At 72.7% G+C, this 13,996-nt stretch carries 17 protein-coding genes; 8 read left to right on the forward strand and 9 right to left on the reverse strand.

All coding sequences use genetic code 11. From position 1 onward, the window contains the following. Positions 1–7 precede the first annotated feature (7 nt). Positions 8–310, forward strand: a complete 303-nt coding sequence (locus ACQPZA_RS10120) for a hypothetical protein (protein WP_169398689.1) — start codon at positions 8–10, stop codon at positions 308–310. A 30-nt stretch (positions 311–340) separates the two neighbouring features. Here ACQPZA_RS10120 and ACQPZA_RS10125 read toward each other — a convergent pair whose 3' ends face one another. Next, positions 341–1,216, reverse strand: a complete 876-nt coding sequence (locus ACQPZA_RS10125) for a Rieske 2Fe-2S domain-containing protein (protein ID WP_433279955.1) — start codon at positions 1,214–1,216, stop codon at positions 341–343. Positions 1,217–1,330: 114 nt separating this feature from the next. On the opposite strand from ACQPZA_RS10125, the gene ACQPZA_RS10130 reads away from it, so the two are divergent. Further along, the gene (locus ACQPZA_RS10130; protein WP_433279957.1) at positions 1,331–1,948 is read left to right on the forward strand and encodes a flavodoxin family protein; all 618 of its coding nucleotides are present in this window, start codon (positions 1,331–1,333) and stop codon (positions 1,946–1,948) included. Between the two features lie 4 nt (positions 1,949–1,952). On the opposite strand, the gene ACQPZA_RS10135 is transcribed toward ACQPZA_RS10130, so the two are convergent. Together ACQPZA_RS10135 and ACQPZA_RS10140 are read right to left on the reverse strand one after the other, a co-directional pair. After that, a complete protein-coding gene (locus ACQPZA_RS10135) occupies positions 1,953–2,657 on the reverse strand; it encodes a DUF1990 family protein (RefSeq protein WP_433279959.1) in 705 nt (234 codons plus the stop codon). Positions 2,658–2,662: 5 nt separating this feature from the next. Beyond that, the gene (locus tag ACQPZA_RS10140; protein WP_433282749.1) at positions 2,663–2,878 is read right to left on the reverse strand and encodes a hypothetical protein; all 216 of its coding nucleotides are present in this window, start codon (positions 2,876–2,878) and stop codon (positions 2,663–2,665) included. 86 nt (positions 2,879–2,964) lie between these two features. Here ACQPZA_RS10140 and ACQPZA_RS10145 point away from each other — a divergent pair, with 86 nt between their 5' ends. After that, positions 2,965–3,645: a DUF1990 family protein gene (locus tag ACQPZA_RS10145; protein ID WP_433279961.1), complete on the forward strand. Its 681-nt coding sequence runs from the start codon at positions 2,965–2,967 to the stop codon at positions 3,643–3,645. A gap of 10 nt (positions 3,646–3,655) precedes the next feature. Here ACQPZA_RS10145 and ACQPZA_RS10150 read toward each other — a convergent pair whose 3' ends face one another. Both ACQPZA_RS10150 and ACQPZA_RS10155 read right to left on the reverse strand, forming a co-directional pair. Then, complete coding sequence (locus ACQPZA_RS10150; RefSeq protein ID WP_433279963.1) at positions 3,656–4,588, reverse strand: alpha/beta fold hydrolase; 933 nt, start codon at positions 4,586–4,588, stop codon at positions 3,656–3,658. Between the two features lie 47 nt (positions 4,589–4,635). Next, a complete protein-coding gene (locus ACQPZA_RS10155; RefSeq protein ID WP_169398695.1) occupies positions 4,636–5,253 on the reverse strand; it encodes a TetR/AcrR family transcriptional regulator in 618 nt (205 codons plus the stop codon). Positions 5,254–5,349: 96 nt separating this feature from the next. Here ACQPZA_RS10155 and ACQPZA_RS10160 point away from each other — a divergent pair, with 96 nt between their 5' ends. Next, positions 5,350–5,988 (forward strand): DUF5709 domain-containing protein, encoded by a 639-nt coding sequence (locus ACQPZA_RS10160; protein WP_169398696.1) that lies wholly within the window; start codon positions 5,350–5,352, stop codon positions 5,986–5,988. A gap of 215 nt (positions 5,989–6,203) precedes the next feature. Here ACQPZA_RS10160 and ACQPZA_RS10165 read toward each other — a convergent pair whose 3' ends face one another. Both ACQPZA_RS10165 and ACQPZA_RS10170 read right to left on the reverse strand, forming a co-directional pair. Beyond that, positions 6,204–6,617: an SsgA family sporulation/cell division regulator gene (locus ACQPZA_RS10165; RefSeq protein WP_169398697.1), complete on the reverse strand. Its 414-nt coding sequence runs from the start codon at positions 6,615–6,617 to the stop codon at positions 6,204–6,206. Positions 6,618–6,843: 226 nt separating this feature from the next. Beyond that, on the reverse strand, positions 6,844–7,314 hold the full coding sequence (locus ACQPZA_RS10170; protein ID WP_433279966.1) for a hypothetical protein: 471 nt from the start codon (positions 7,312–7,314) through the stop codon (positions 6,844–6,846). Between the two features lie 159 nt (positions 7,315–7,473). Here ACQPZA_RS10170 and ACQPZA_RS10175 point away from each other — a divergent pair, with 159 nt between their 5' ends. The 3 genes from ACQPZA_RS10175 (at position 7,474) to ACQPZA_RS10185 (ending at position 10,629) form a co-directional block, all read left to right on the forward strand. Continuing rightward, positions 7,474–9,165 (forward strand): AMP-binding protein, encoded by a 1,692-nt coding sequence (locus ACQPZA_RS10175; protein WP_433279968.1) that lies wholly within the window; start codon positions 7,474–7,476, stop codon positions 9,163–9,165. A gap of 295 nt (positions 9,166–9,460) precedes the next feature. Continuing rightward, complete coding sequence (locus ACQPZA_RS10180) at positions 9,461–9,640, forward strand: hypothetical protein (RefSeq protein ID WP_169398682.1); 180 nt, start codon at positions 9,461–9,463, stop codon at positions 9,638–9,640. 23 nt (positions 9,641–9,663) lie between these two features. Beyond that, positions 9,664–10,629 (forward strand): cobalamin biosynthesis protein, encoded by a 966-nt coding sequence (locus ACQPZA_RS10185; RefSeq protein ID WP_433279970.1) that lies wholly within the window; start codon positions 9,664–9,666, stop codon positions 10,627–10,629. A gap of 15 nt (positions 10,630–10,644) precedes the next feature. On the opposite strand, the gene ACQPZA_RS10190 is transcribed toward ACQPZA_RS10185, so the two are convergent. Further along, complete coding sequence (locus ACQPZA_RS10190; RefSeq protein WP_433279972.1) at positions 10,645–11,130, reverse strand: VOC family protein; 486 nt, start codon at positions 11,128–11,130, stop codon at positions 10,645–10,647. A gap of 207 nt (positions 11,131–11,337) precedes the next feature. Here ACQPZA_RS10190 and ACQPZA_RS10195 point away from each other — a divergent pair, with 207 nt between their 5' ends. After that, entirely contained in the window at positions 11,338–12,864 is a 1,527-nt protein-coding gene (locus ACQPZA_RS10195; protein WP_433279974.1) for a GMC family oxidoreductase, read from the forward strand. 208 nt (positions 12,865–13,072) lie between these two features. Here ACQPZA_RS10195 and ACQPZA_RS10200 read toward each other — a convergent pair whose 3' ends face one another. After that, on the reverse strand, positions 13,073–13,936 hold the full coding sequence (locus ACQPZA_RS10200; RefSeq protein WP_433279976.1) for an SURF1 family cytochrome oxidase biogenesis protein: 864 nt from the start codon (positions 13,934–13,936) through the stop codon (positions 13,073–13,075). Positions 13,937–13,996 lie beyond the last annotated feature (60 nt).

Raw genomic sequence — 13,996 nt, forward strand, 5'->3', positions numbered from 1 at the left:
CACCAGGATGATCGTCCGACTCACGGCAGAGGGTGCCGTCGTGCAGGACGCCGACGACCTCGGCCGCCTGCACCTGCAGACCGACCTCGACGCCGAGGGGATCCGGACCGCGCTGACGACCACCGGCACCGGCGAGCTGATCGACCCCGACACCGCCTGGCTGGACCTCGGCGTGCTGCGCTCCCGGGCGCAGCTGCTCGCGACCGCCCCCGACTGGGACGAGCGCTGGGCGGCGATGACGGCGTACGCGGAGCGGAAGGGCTGGCTGTCACCCGACGCCCGGTCCGTGCAGGTGCACATCGAGCGCTGAGCATCGAGCGCTGAGCCGGGGGAGCGCCGCCTACGCCGTGGGCGCGCCCGCGCTCGCGACGATCCTGGCCTCGAGCGCACCGTCCACGACCCGGGCCTCGAACCGTGGCACCGCCGCGGTGGCCGGCCCGTGCACGACGCAGCCGTCGTCGAGCCGGAACTCGCTCCCGTGCCACGGGCAGACGACCCGGGCGTCGCCGCCGGTGCCGACCACCTCGCCGCCCGAGAGCGGCCCTGCCAGGTGCGGGCACTGGTCGGCCAGCACGACGACCTGCTGCCCGCGCCGCAGCACGAACACCGGCACCTCACCGGTCGTGCGCCGCACCGGCTGTCCGTCGGGCAGGTCGGCGAGCAGCCCCAGCGGCTGCCAGCCCTTCGGGGCGAGGTCGCGCACCCGGTCGCTGTGGTTGGCCCCGAGTGACAGGTGGTAGGACAGGTGGCCGCCCAGGGTGGCGCCCACACTGCTCACGGCGGCTCCGGCGAGCGAGAGCAGCCGCCCGCTCCGGCCCCGGGCGCGCCGGCGCAGGGCCCCCGCGTAACACGTGATCGCCACGGCGTTCGTGGCCGCATGCACGAGACCGACCCGCTGCTGGTCGGGGTGCGCCGAGGACCAGTCGGCCCACCCGGCGGCGACGGTCGGCGGGGTGAGGAGGAGCCCGGTGGCGATGAGCCCGGTGGAGTAGCGCCGCTGCCCGCCGACCAGGTCGATCAACGACGCCGAGACGAACGACCCCAGCGTGACGTGCACCAGTGCCGAGTGCAGGGGATGGCCGAGCCACACCCCGTGCAGCGCGTCCTTCACACGGCGGTCGGACAGCAGTCGCTGCACCCGCGTGCGGATCGCCGCAGCCGGGCCGTCCAGCACCTCTGCGCGTTCGAGACGTTCGATCTGGTCGAAGGGCCGCATGACCGGCGGATTCACCGTTCGGCGGCCCGGCAAACCCGAAGATCGGCAGATCCCCCCGGGTGGTGGATCCCCGATCGACCGGTTCCGCATGATCCGACCGGGTACCCGCGCCCCATGAGCACACCGACATCGCTGACCGCGCTGGCCCTCACCTGCAGTCTCTCGCCGTCGCCGACGGAGTCGAGCACGCAGGTGCTGACCGACCAGGTGCTCGACGCGCTGGGTAAGCACGGGGTGGCGGGCGAGAGCATCCGCGTCGTCGACCTCGACGTGAAGCCCGGCGTCGAGAAGGACATGGGTGACGGCGACGCCTGGCCCGGGATCCGGGAGAAACTGCTGGCCGCCGACATCCTCGTGCTCGCCACGCCCACCTGGATGGGGAACATGAGCAGCGTCGCGCAGCGCGTGCTGGAGCGGCTCGACGCGGAGCTCTCCGAGACCGACGACGAGGGCAGGCTCGAGACCTTCGGCAAGGTCGCGCTCGCCGTCGTGGTCGGCAACGAGGACGGCGGGCACGCGATCACCGCCAGCCTCTTCCAGGGCCTCAACGACGTCGGGTTCACCGTGCCGGCCAACGGCGGGGTCTACTGGAACGGCGAGGCCATGACCACCACCGACTACAAGGACCTCGCCGAGACCCCGGAGGCCGTGGCGTCCACGCTGGCGACGATGTCGGCGAACGCCGCCCACCTGGCGGCGCTGCTGAAGGAAGCGGGCTACCCGCCGGCCTGACGGGTCACCGGCCGGGATGCGCGAACCGCACCGTCCACCTCTCGGACCGGCCGGGCTCCGCCCCGCTCGGGGCGCGGACGATCCCGTCCGGCCCCGGCGCGGGTGGGCCCGGGGGTGCCTGCATCAGGCGGTGCAGCCGGACCAGCGCGTGCCGGTAGAACTGCAGTTGCGTGTGGCGCCCGAAGAGCCGGAACCCCAGGTGGAGCAGCGGGTTCGGGATGGGTGCGCGCCGGGAGTAGGCGATGATCCGGAACTCGACGCGGCCCGTCTCCAGTTCCTTGGCCACCTCGTAGGTGAGTCGGCCCTGCTCCAGGTGGCCCTGCAGCGTCCGGTAGGACCAGCCGATCACCCGCTCCGGCCCGTTCGCCCCCGGGCGGACCTCGTTGTGCTGGTCGGTGATGCGCACCCCGATCAGGAAGCGCAGGACGAGGAACCGGCCCTCCAGCAGCATGTCCCGGCCCACGAGGTCACCGGGGAGGTGGTAGGCGGCGCGCAGGATGCGGGGATCGCTGAACTCGTAGCTGTTGACCAGGGCACCCGCCGTCTCGACCACCCCGCCGGGCTCGGGTTCCCCGGGTCCCTCCCGGCCGAGCACCAGCACGCGCCGGTCCTGGTGCCAGCCGTCGACGACGACCGGGGGTGCCTGGCCCTCGTCGTAGTTGACCGGACGGTGGCGAAGGTCGGCCACCGCGGTCGCGAGGTCCCGCACGGCTCTCAGCGCCGGTTGCCTTCACGCTGCGCGGCGTCCCCGATCAGCCAGAACATCGGCGGCCACAGCCCGACGAACAGGGCCCGGCGCTCGGCGTTGCCCCGCTCGTCCTGGTCGACGGTCTTGGCGCGCAGCCACAGTGCGATGCAGAGCCCGATCGAGCCGAGCGACGCCCCGTACAGGGCAGGCGCCGCGCGGCGCAGGAGAGGACCGGTGGCGATCACGAAAACCGGGTACCCCCGTTCTCGTGTTCCTACTCCGGCGATCCCGTCCCTCGCCCGGCAGCCTCGCTCGCCGCGTCGCGATCGTGCTCCGCTGGCCGCTCGGGCTGGCGCTGGTGTCCTGGCGCTACATGTGGCGCACCACCCCGGTCCACCGGTCGGAGGCCGACGGCGACGCATCGGACCTGCCACCCGACATCCCGCCCGACCTGCTCGACGACGACGTACAGCCCGCCGAGGACGGCGTCGGGCCGCTGTTCCACCGGCGCTTCTCCGTGCGCGTCGACGGCGCGACCCAGGAGCCCGAGGAGCTGATCGCCGCCTTCGCCGGCGAGCCGAACTCCGGCGCTCCGTCGGAGGTCGCGGTGTTCGTGAAGAGCCGGGGAGAGCCGGGCTCCCTGAGCGTGGGCGACGAGTTCCTCATCCGGATGCCCGGCCCGTGGGACGGGCCGGTGCGCGTGGTCGACCGGACGGACACGTCGTTCCGGCTGGCCACCCTGCGCGGGCACCTGGAGGCGGGGCAGATCGAGTTCAGCTGCCGCCCCGAGGGGGACCGGCTGCTCATCGGCATCGAGGCGTGGGCCCGGTCGGGCGACCGGCTGTCGCACCTGCTCTACAGCGGGGTGGGCGTGGCCAAGGAGATCCAGCTGAACCTGTGGGTCGAGACCTGCCTGCGGCTCGCCGCGGGCGCCGGCGGGCGGTACCGCGGAGGCGTCCAGGCGCACACCCGCCGGCTGCCGGAGCCGTTCCCGCCTCCCGAGGAGTGACCGGGCGGCGTCAGCGCCGTCGGGCCGACGGTGCCTTCTCCGCCAGCCAGCCGGCGATCGAGCCGGCGATCTCCCGGCTGTTGTCGTCGAACATGAGCATGTGGCCGTTGCCGGTGATCCCGGCGTCGGCGAGGAAGCGGTACTCGAGGTCGGCGCCGAGCCCGGCGAGCCACGCGGCCGTGGCGCCGTCCTCCTCCCGGGAGTGCTCCAGGTCCGCGCTTCCGGTGACCACCAGTGCGGGCAGCCCGGCGAAGTTGTCCGGCCGCTCCACCCGGACCCCGCTGCCTTTCAGGTTGTAGCGCTCCAGCACCAGCGGCGTCGGCAGGGGCTGGAGCCCGGCTCGGAAGACGTCGACGGCGTGGCGGGGGAACCGGGTCGCGTCCCGGCCGATCAGCTTGTCCAGGACGAACTCCTCCGTGGCGACGAAGGCGCCCGTCTTCGGGAACCGCCACCGGGTCCCCGGCGCGAGGACCTCGATCTCCGTGTCGGTCTCGGCCGTCACGGTGGGCTGCGGCTGGAGGTTGCCGGGCGCCGCCGGCGCGACCGCCACCAGCGCCTCGATGAGGTGCCCGTGGGTCTCCACGACCCGGAACACGTAGGCGCCTCCCATCGAGTGGCCGAGCAGGACGACCGGCCGTCCCAGGCGCTCCAGGAGGGCCCCCAACGCGGCGCACACCAGCTCGCCGGACAGCGCGTGCTCGGCGACGGACCCGCTCCGGCCGATCCCGGGCCAGTCGGGGACGACCACGTCGTAGCCGTGGTCGGCGAAGTCGTGGGCCCATCCCGGGCGGCCGTCCGGCGTGCCCAGGTAGCACGCGCCGGTCAGGAGACCGCCGTGGACGAGGACGATCACGGGGCGGTCACCGTCGCCCGCGGTGGTGAACTGCTCGTAGTAGAGCGCAGCGGGTGACGTCACGTACCCGATGCGATGGTCGGTGAACACCGTGCCCATCCTGAACCGCGCCGACCGGCCGCGCGAGGTGACAGTGGCTACCGGTCGCGCCGGGCCAGCAGGGTGGCGACGGCGCGCATCACGTGCCCCGTCACCACCTGGGGATCGGGCAGCGGTCCCGCCTGCAGCACGGAGCGGTTGAGGGCGATGCCGAGCAGCCAGGCCAGCAGCAGGTCGGCGCGCACCTGCGCGTCGGCCGGGTCGTCGGTGTCGACCAGCGACGCGAACGCGGTGGAGTACGCCTCGCACAGCCGGATCCGGATGTCGTCGGCCACCTGGGAGCTGCCGGCGGCCCGCAGCACCGCCATCAGGGTCTCGGCGGAGCGGCCCTGCTCGTCGTCCAGCACCGCGGCCAGCGTGCGCTCGAGCAGGACCTCGCGCGGGACCTCGGCCAGCAGCTGCGTCGCCTTGTCCAGCACGGCCTCGGCGAACAGGCCCTCCTTGCTCCCGAAGTACCGGAACAGCAGTGCTTGGTTGACCCCCGCACGGTCCGCGATCGCCCGGACGGTGGTGGCGTCGTAACCGACGGTGGCGAACAGGGCGCGGCCGGCGTCGACCAGCGCCCGCCGGGTCGCCGCGGAGTCGCGGGGCCGGACCGCCGGGACCGGTGCCGCCGCGGCGCTCGACCCGGAGTGCGAGGGTGGCTGCGGGCTCATCGTTCTCCTCCGGCGGGTGGGTGTGATCAGAACACACGGCGCGGAGCGACAGGAAATACCCGGTGTGGCCGGCTACCTGCCCGGGTAACCGCCGCCATGGCTCAGCGAGACTATGAGGAGCAGCCCGAGGCACCCGACCTGGGCGCATCCGTGCAGCTGGAGAGCGACGAGCAGCTCACGGCGCCTCCCGGCGACCACGACGCCCTGGATGCAGGGTACGTGCCGGCGGACCGGCCCTACGCGCTCGACGAGGACGGCGTCACCGCTCGCGGGATGCGGGAGGGCGACACGCTCGACGAACGGCTCAGCCGCGAGCAGGGCGAGGAACCGGTGGACGTCGACCGGGCCGGCCGCCTGACGACGGCGGGTGCGGGCGCCGCGTTCGAGACGCCCGACGCGATGGATGCGGTGGACGTCGGGATCGACGGCGGCGCCGCGTCCGCCGAGGAGGCCGCGATGCACGAGTTCGACGGCCCGGGCGCCCCGATCGAGGTGGAGCCGTCGGTGGCCGACTCGCCCGCACTGGACGACCCGGCACTCGACGACGCGCTCGGCGACGACCCGCTCGCCGAGCGGGCGCGCGCCGAGGCCGCGCGGGACGTCCGCGCGGACGGTGACGTGTTCGACCCGGGTCGTGATCCTGCCGCCGGCATCGACGCCGTCGCGGACGCCGCGGGCGCAGCCGCGCCGGCATCGGGACGGGACGACGTGGGGCCGGGCTCGGGCCTGCCCTGAGCCGGAGCGCCACCGCCTGCCGGGGGCTGCATGCGGTGGTGGGCCGGGGGAGCGGAACGAGCCGGTCGCTGCGGTGGACCGGCTCGAGGAAGAGTGGGTCGTCGCCCGTGCGCGGCGGGGGAGCACGACGGGACCGTGCGCGGGCAGACACACGCGAAGCAGCCACGAGGCGCAGGGCGGCGCGGTTCGAGCAGTCCTAGCGGGTGTTGCCGTGCCTACTCGGCGCGACTGCGCGTGATCTTCGCGATCTCCTCGTCGAGGTCCAGCCGGTTCAGCTCGTCACCGAGCGCCACGATGTCGATCGTCGCCTCGATGAAATGGCGCAGCAGGTCACGGTCGACCTCCAGCACGGCGCGACCGTCGGCGGAGCGGATCTCGATCTCCACGATGTCGTAGCCCTGCACCTCCTGCGGCGTCATGCGGATGTCGCCCTCGCCGACCGGGCCGGAGATCGAGTCGATCACGAGATCGCGCGCCACCAACCACTCGATCCACCGATCGCTCCTGGTCGCCACGGCTAGGGAGATCGCGAAGGGGTCGGACGCGGTGTAGGTCCACCGCGTCACGACCGGAGCCGGCTGGCCGTGCAACACGGTGAACATGTCCTGCTGGACTGAGTCGGTGGTCATGCTCGTCGCCCCCTGGCGATCGGGCCGTCGCTCGTGCGGCGGCGTCTGTGAAGGAGATCGACGGCCGGACCCGGAACGCTGCACATGTGGCAGCGGTTCACCCGAACAAGTGAGTCAAGGTCTCCGGGTTACGGATGGTCACGGCCGTCGAGTTAAGCTGATCGACGCTCTGGCGGCGTCGGTTCCCTGCCGGCTACCGCCGGTAGTCTGTGCACCTCACCTGTCGCTACCCGTCGTTCTCCCTGGTGACCACCCAGATCCCACCGGCCCCGGTGCGACCCGGCTGGGCGAGGGTGAGTGCGAGACGCTCACCGTCGGGCCGGCGGACATCGACACTGGTGCCGTCCGTTCGCGGGACAGCCTCGGCGTCCGTCCATCCGTGCGCTGCTGCGACATAGGACATGGCCACCTCCGACGGATCGAGCAACCAGGGCTGGGCACCGCGGTCGGCCGCCGCCTGGAGCGCGGCGGCATCGGCGGCACCGGCCGCGGGCCAGGGCAGCTCGGCCGAGGGCTGAGGACTTTCCCGCGTCGTCTCCCGTGTGGACTGCTGTGCCGTCTGCTGGACCGTCGGGTCCGCAGGCGGGGCGGCCGGCCCGGCACCGACGGGCGGGCCGCCTGTGCCGCAGCCTGCCAGCAGCAGGCCGGTGAGGAGCGCGGCCGCCGCGATGCGGCCGCTCCACGGGAAATCGATCACGCCGCAAACGGTAGGCGGTGGGGCGTGATGCGCAGGCCCGATGTGTTCGGCGCGTCCGGGGGATCAGACCTTGCCACCCCGCCGAGCGGAGTTGGAACACAGCGTGACGCGCTCACTAGGGTGCGACGAGCAGAGTTGCGAACTTCCCGAGGTGAGGTCATGAATCGGTCGGCTGAGGCTTTCTACGCGGCGCGCGAGTTCCTCGTGGCACATCGGGAGGACTACGAGACCGCCTACCGTGAGTTCCGCTGGCCCGAGATCGACGAGTTCAACTGGGCGACCGACCACTTCGACACCGTCGCCGCCGACCCCGAACGTGGCGCGGCCCGGGCACTGTGGATCGTCGAGCAGGACGGCAGCGAGGCGTACTGGAGCTACCGGGAGCTCTCCGCACGCTCGAACAAGGTCGCCAACTGGCTGCGCGACCACGGGGTGGCCCGCGGGGACCGGATCATCCTCATGCTCGGCAACCAGGTCGAGCTTTGGGAGACGCTGCTCGCCGCGATGAAGCTCGGCGCCGTGGTCATCCCGGCCACCACGCTGCTCACCCCGGCCGACCTGCGCGACCGGCTCGACCGCGGCGGCGCGCGGCACGTCGTCGTCGGTGCCGCCGACACCGGCAAGTTCGACGCCGTCGACGGCGACTACACGCGCATCGCGGTGCGCGGCGCCCCCGAGGGCTGGCTCGACTACGGCGACGCCGACACCGCATCCTCCGTCTTCGCGCCCGACGGCGTGACCAGGGGTTCCGACACGCTCCTGCTGTACTTCACCTCCGGCACGACGGCGAAGCCGAAGCTCGTGGAGCACACGCACGCGTCCTACCCCGTCGGCCACCTGTCCACGATGTACTGGATCGGCCTGCAGCCCGGCGACATCCACCTCAACATCTCCTCGCCCGGCTGGGCCAAGCACGCGTGGAGCAACGTCTTCGCGCCGTGGATCGCCGAGTCCTGCGTGCTGGTCATGAACTACTCGAAGTTCGACGCGGAGAGCGTGCTCGCGGTGCTCGACCGCTGCGCCGTCACGAGCTTCTGCGCCCCGCCGACGGTGTGGCGGATGCTCATCCAGGCCGACCTGTCCGGCCTGGCGAACCCGCCCGCGAAGGTCGTGGGGGCGGGGGAGCCGCTCAACCCCGAGGTGATCGACCAGGTCGAGAAGGCGTGGGGCGTCCGGATCCGTGACGGGTTCGGGCAGACCGAGAGCACCGTGCAGATCGGCAACCCGCCGGGGCAGCTCGTCAAGCCCGGGTCGATGGGCCGTCCGATCCCGGGCTACCCGATCGTGCTGGTGGACCCGGTGAGCGGGCAGCCGGCCGACGAGGGGGAGATCTGCATCGACCTGTCGCAGCGGCCGCTCGGGTTGATGGTCGGCTACCACGGCGACGAGGAGCGCAACGCCGAGGCGATGGCCGGGGGCTACTACCACACCGGCGACGTCGGCTCCCGCGACGCGGACGGCTACATCACCTACGTCGGGCGCTCCGACGACGTGTTCAAGGCCTCGGACTACCGGATCAGCCCGTTCGAGCTGGAGAGCGTGCTCATCGAGCACCCGGCGGTCGCGGAGGCCGCGGTCGTCCCGTCACCGGACCCGGTGCGCCTCGCCGTCCCCAAGGCGTACGTGGTGCTCGCCGCGGGACACGAGCCGACGGAGGAGACGGCGCGGGCGATCCTGGAGTTCGCCCGCGACAACCTCGCCCCCTACAAGCGGATCCGGCGGCTGGAGTTCGCCGAGCTACCCAAGACGATCTCGGGGAAGATCAGGAGAGTGGAGCTGCGTGGGCGGGAGACGGAGCTACGCGGCACCGGCGCCGGTGCCGGGCCGTCCGGCGGCGAGTTCGTCCTCTGACCGATGGAAGCAGCTGTTCCGCTGCGTGAGCAGGCCCGGCGGTGGAGCGCCGGGTCGGCCGGGGCAGCCGCCCGCACCCATCACCTGTTCGGGGCGACGAGCGGCGGACGGTAACCGGCGATCCCCGACAGTCAGGACGGATTCGGCCGGACGGGTGGCGCTGACCGCAGCCTGTATACCGCTCGTCGACAGGACGGCGGGGCCGGGCATGCTCTCCTCTCCTGGCGGAGTTCAACGAGTTGTGACGCAACCACGCACGCCCGGTGCTGGTCCCTTGGCGGAGGTGATGGCGGGCATGCCGGAGGTGTGGCGACGGTTGCTGGCAGCGCACGTCGCCGACCGGATGGGCCGGTGTGTCGCCTGCCGCACCTCCAGCGGGTCGGGCTCCCGATGGCCGTGCTCACTGCACCGGATCGCCCGTGAGGCCGAGCGGCTCTACGGACTGCGGCTCGGTCAGGCAGTGGGCGGCGAGTAGCTGCGCCGCCGTACCGTCGCGGCGTGAGAGCGAACGGGTGGGTCCGACCGGCCGGCCTCCTGCTCGGAACGGTCGCGGACGCCGTGGCGGGTGACCCCCGCCGGGGGCATCCGGTGGCCGGCTTCGGTGCGGTGGCCGCCGCTCTCGAACGCCGCTGCTACGCCGACAGCCGGGTCGCCGGGGCCGGCCACACCGCCGTGCTCGTGACGGCGGCCGCGGGGCTGGGTGTGCTCGCCCGGCGTGCGGTGGCGGGCCACCCGCTGGCGGACGTGGCACTCACCGCCGTGGCCACGTGGGCCGTGCTCGGCGGCACGTCGCTTTCCCGCCACGGCAGCGCACTCGCGACCGAGCTCACCGACGGCGACCTGGCGGCGGCCCGGCTGCGGTTGCCGTCGCTGTGCGGCCGAGACCCCGCGGCACTCGACGCCGCCGGGATGGCCAGGGCGGGCACCGAGTCGATGGCCGAGAACACCCCCGACGCGGTGGTGGCCCCGCTGCTGTGGGGCGCCGTGGCGGGGGTTCCCGGGCTTCTCGGCTACCGCGCCGTGAACACCCTCGACGCGATGGTCGGCTACCGCTCGGCCCGCTACCTGCGGTTCGGGTGGGCAGCCGCGAGGCTCGACGACCTGGCCAACCTGCTGCCCGCCCGGGTGGCGGCGCTGCTGTTCGCGGCGCTCGCCCCCGCGGTCGGCGGCTCGCCGGTGGCGGCACTGAGGGCGTGGCGCCGGGACGCCGGTGCGCACCCCAGCCCGAACGCCGGCCCCGTGGAGGCGGCCGCGGCAGGGGCGCTGGGCGTGGGCCTCGGCGGGCGCACGGTCTACCCGCACGGGGTGGAGGAGCGCCCCCGCCTCGGCGCAGGCCCCGCGCCCTCGCCCGCGGATCTGCGACGGGCCGCCCGGCTGTCCCGGCTGGTCGGATGGGCTGCTGCCGGGCTGGCGGCCGCGGTGGCGACGGTGCGGGCGTCGGCGCGCGGGCGCCCCTCGTCGTAGCGGCCCGTCGCTCCGTCAGGTCACCGGAACACCGTCGGCGGCGCTGCGCAGGGCGGCGATGTCGAGCTTGGTCATCGAGAACATCGCCTGCATCGCACGCTGGGCACGTGCCGGGTCGGGATCGGCCAGCAGTTCCTCGAAGGCCGTGGGGACGACCTGCCACGACAACCCGAACCGATCCTTGAGCCACCCGCAGGGCCCTTCCTCCCCGCCATCGGACAGCCGGTCCCAGTAGTGGTCGACCTCCTCCTGGTTCTCGCAGCTGATCTGGAAGGAGACGGCCTCGTCGAACGTGAACTCGGGGCCCCCGTTGATGCCGACGAACCGCTGTCCGTCCAGTTCGAACTCCACGGTCATGACCATGCCGGCAGGCCGGGGGCCACCCTCGCCGTAGTGGCTGACCTTCCTGATGCGTGAGTTCGGGAAGACCGAGAGGTAGAAGGCCACGGCCTCCTCGGCCTCGGTGTCGAACCACAGGTTGGGGATGATCTTCTGCTGCACAGCTGGTCCCTTCGGCGGTCGGTACGACAGGTGAGACCGCCCCGGGAGCGGTAACTCATCGCCGTCCCCTCGAAGCTGTCGCGAGCGGATCGGAACGGCGCGATTCACAAGACCGAATTCCCGATTCCGGTGAGAGGAGTCACGGAGGTGTGACGGGTGGCCGAAACCTATGATTAGTAATACTAATAACTACAGAAGGGTCGGATTGTGGGACCTTCAGCGGATGAGTACGACTTCATCGTCGTCGGTGCGGGATCGGCGGGTTGCGTGGTCGCGGCGCGGCTGACCGAGGACCCGGACACGCGGGTCCTGCTACTGGAGGCGGGTGGGCGTGAGCCGCTGGAGGCGGCGGCGGTGCCGCGGGCGTGGCCGAGCCTGACCGGGTCCTCGATGGACTGGGGGGATCACACCGTCGTGCTGGAGGGTGTGGGTCGCACGGAGGCGTGGCCGCGGGGCCGTGGTCTGGGTGGGTCGTCGGCGATCAACGCGATGGCGTTCATGCGTGGCCATCGGGCGAGCCACGATGCATGGGTCTCGGCCGGGTTGAAGGGCTGGGGCTTCGACGACCTGTTGCCCTGTCTCAAGCACACCGAGCGTGTGGAAGGGCGCGATCCGGCCGTGCGCGGCCAGGACGGCCCACTGTCGCTCTGGACGCCCACGGAACCCCACCCGTTGTCGCTGGCCGCGATGGAGGCGGTCGGGCAGGTCGGCTACCCCGTCGTCGACGACATCAACAGCGGCCTGGCCGAAGGGTTCGGTTGGGGGGAGTTCACCATCGTCGACGGCAAACGGCAGAGCGCCGCGGATGCGTACCTGCTGTCTGTGCTCGACCGGCCCAACCTCGACCTGGTCACCGACGCGCTCGTACACCGGCTCGTCGTCGACGGCGACCGCTGCACCGGTGTCGAGTACTCCACCGGCACCTCGGTCGTCACCGCCCACTGCAGCAGCGAGGTGCTCCTGGCCGCCGGTGCGGTCGGCACCCCGCAGTTGCTGATGCTGTCGGGTATCGGCCCGCAGGAGCACCTGCGGGAGTTCGGGATCCCGGTCCTCGCCGACGTCCCCGACGTGGGTGCCAACGTCCATGACCACCCGATGACGACGCTGATCTACCACTCGACCCGCCCCGTGCCGCCCTCCACGAGCAACGGTGGTGGTGAGGTCAAGGGCACGCTGCGCAGCAGCCCGGAGGTCCCGTGGCCCGACCTGCAGGTGTTCTGCTCGGTCGTTCCGTTGCGTACTGCCACCCTGCCGGGCCCCGAGCCCGGCGCCGGCTACACCCTCGCGGTCAGCCTGATGGCGCCGTTCAGCCGGGGCACCGTCCGCCTCGCGGGCCCGACCCCGGGCGCGTTGCCGGTGATCGACCCTCGCTACTACACCGACAGTCGTGATGTCGATGCGATGGTCACCGGGCTGCGCATCGCCCGTGAGCTGGGCATCGCGCCCGCCTTCGATGCCTGGCGCGGTGAGGAGGCCCAGCCGGGTGTCGGCACGCAGAGCGAGGAGGAGCTGCGGGCCTACGTATACCGCAGCCTGCGCAGCTACCACCACTACGCCGGAACCTGCCGCATGGGCGTCGACGACCACGCCGTGGTCGACCCGGACCTGCGGCTGCGGGGCTTCCAGGGCGTCCGGGTCGTCGACGCCTCGGTGATGCCGAGCCCGGTGCCGGCCAACACCAACGCCACCGTCTACGCCATCGCGGAACGAGCCGCCGAGCTCGTCCGCTCCTGACCTACGGCGGGGCCGGCCGCGGCGAGCGCCCGGCGGGCCCTGCGCGGTGGCGGTGATCCCCACGTCGTGACGAGGTGTGCCGCTCGATCCGTGCCGCCCGTCATCGAGATGCGGGCGCCGTACTCCCCGGCATTCCCGGTCCACGAACGAACGGCGGACGGGAACGGCTCCCCCTGCCGATGACACGGACCGCCCGTGCCGGGTTCGGCTAGTTACGGCCGTAGCGGTCGGCGAGCGGGGTCTCGTCCGGCGCGGGCCGCTCCGGCGCCGGAGGCGGATCGTCGTCGTCACCCGCGAGTGCCTGGCGCAGCGCGGTGCGCTCGCCGCGCCGGTCGCGTCCCCGGCGCTGCAGGATCTCCAGCCGGATGAAGTAGCCCAGCGCGAAGATCGCGATCGCGCCGAAGGTGAGCCACTGCAGGGCGTAGGAGAAGTTCGTGAACGGGGCGCCGCCCGTGCTCTCCGCAACGGCGAGGGGCCCGAGAACTCCCGGCTGGCCGGCCGACAGCTGCAGGTAGCCCGGCTCCAGCGTGAGGCCGGTGGCGGCGCCGAGTGCGCGGGAGTCGGCGGCGTAGAGCTGCCGGTGGCCGGAGTCGATCTGCACAGGGCGGTTCTGCGGATCTGTCTCGTCCAGCCGCAGCCGGCCCGTCAGGGTGACGGTTCCCGGCGGCGCGGGCGCGAAGCTGGGCACCGTCACCCCGCCGGTGGTGATGACGTACCCGCGGTCGACCGCGACGAGCCGCCCGTCCTCCGTCCGCAACGGGGTGAGGACCTCGAACGCCGGCTTGCCGTCCACCACGCGCAGCCGCACGAGCCCCTCGGCCTCGGGCACGTAGGTTCCGGTCACCGTGACCTGCCGCCACTCGACGTCCGGGCGCACCCCGGTGCCGCTGGCCACGAGGTCGGCGAGCGGGACGGGCGGCGTGCGGTAGGAGGCGTCGATGGCCTGCTGCTCGGCGTCGCGCTGGGCTTCGCGGCCGAACTGCCACGGCGCCAGCAGCGTGTAGCAGGCCACGGCGAACCCGATCACGACCGCGACGAACGCCAGCCACCCAGGGCGAAGAAGGAACCGCACAGGTCCACGGTAGGCGCTCGCGCCACTCGGGAGCAGGAGGGCTCCGCCGACGTAGTGTTC

Origin of the sequence: Pseudonocardia xinjiangensis (genome assembly GCF_050948425.1) — a bacterium.
In the GTDB taxonomy this organism is placed as follows: Bacteria; Actinomycetota; Actinomycetes; order Mycobacteriales; family Pseudonocardiaceae; genus Pseudonocardia; species Pseudonocardia xinjiangensis.

Bases quoted from the DNA above. Each gene is read 5' to 3' on its own strand.
- ACQPZA_RS10160 (WP_169398696.1), top strand. From the start codon at position 5,350: ATGGCTCAGCGAGACTATGAGGAGCAGCCCGAGGCACCCGACCTGGGC.
- ACQPZA_RS10125 (WP_433279955.1), bottom strand. From the start codon at position 1,216: ATGCGGCCCTTCGACCAGATCGAACGTCTCGAACGCGCAGAGGTGCTG.
- ACQPZA_RS10175 (WP_433279968.1), top strand. From the start codon at position 7,474: ATGAATCGGTCGGCTGAGGCTTTCTACGCGGCGCGCGAGTTCCTCGTG.
- ACQPZA_RS10120 (WP_169398689.1), top strand. From the start codon at position 8: ATGATCGTCCGACTCACGGCAGAGGGTGCCGTCGTGCAGGACGCCGAC.
- ACQPZA_RS10165 (WP_169398697.1), bottom strand. From the start codon at position 6,617: ATGACCACCGACTCAGTCCAGCAGGACATGTTCACCGTGTTGCACGGC.
- ACQPZA_RS10155 (WP_169398695.1), bottom strand. From the start codon at position 5,253: ATGAGCCCGCAGCCACCCTCGCACTCCGGGTCGAGCGCCGCGGCGGCA.
- ACQPZA_RS10130 (WP_433279957.1), top strand. From the start codon at position 1,331: ATGAGCACACCGACATCGCTGACCGCGCTGGCCCTCACCTGCAGTCTC.
- ACQPZA_RS10180 (WP_169398682.1), top strand. From the start codon at position 9,461: ATGCCGGAGGTGTGGCGACGGTTGCTGGCAGCGCACGTCGCCGACCGG.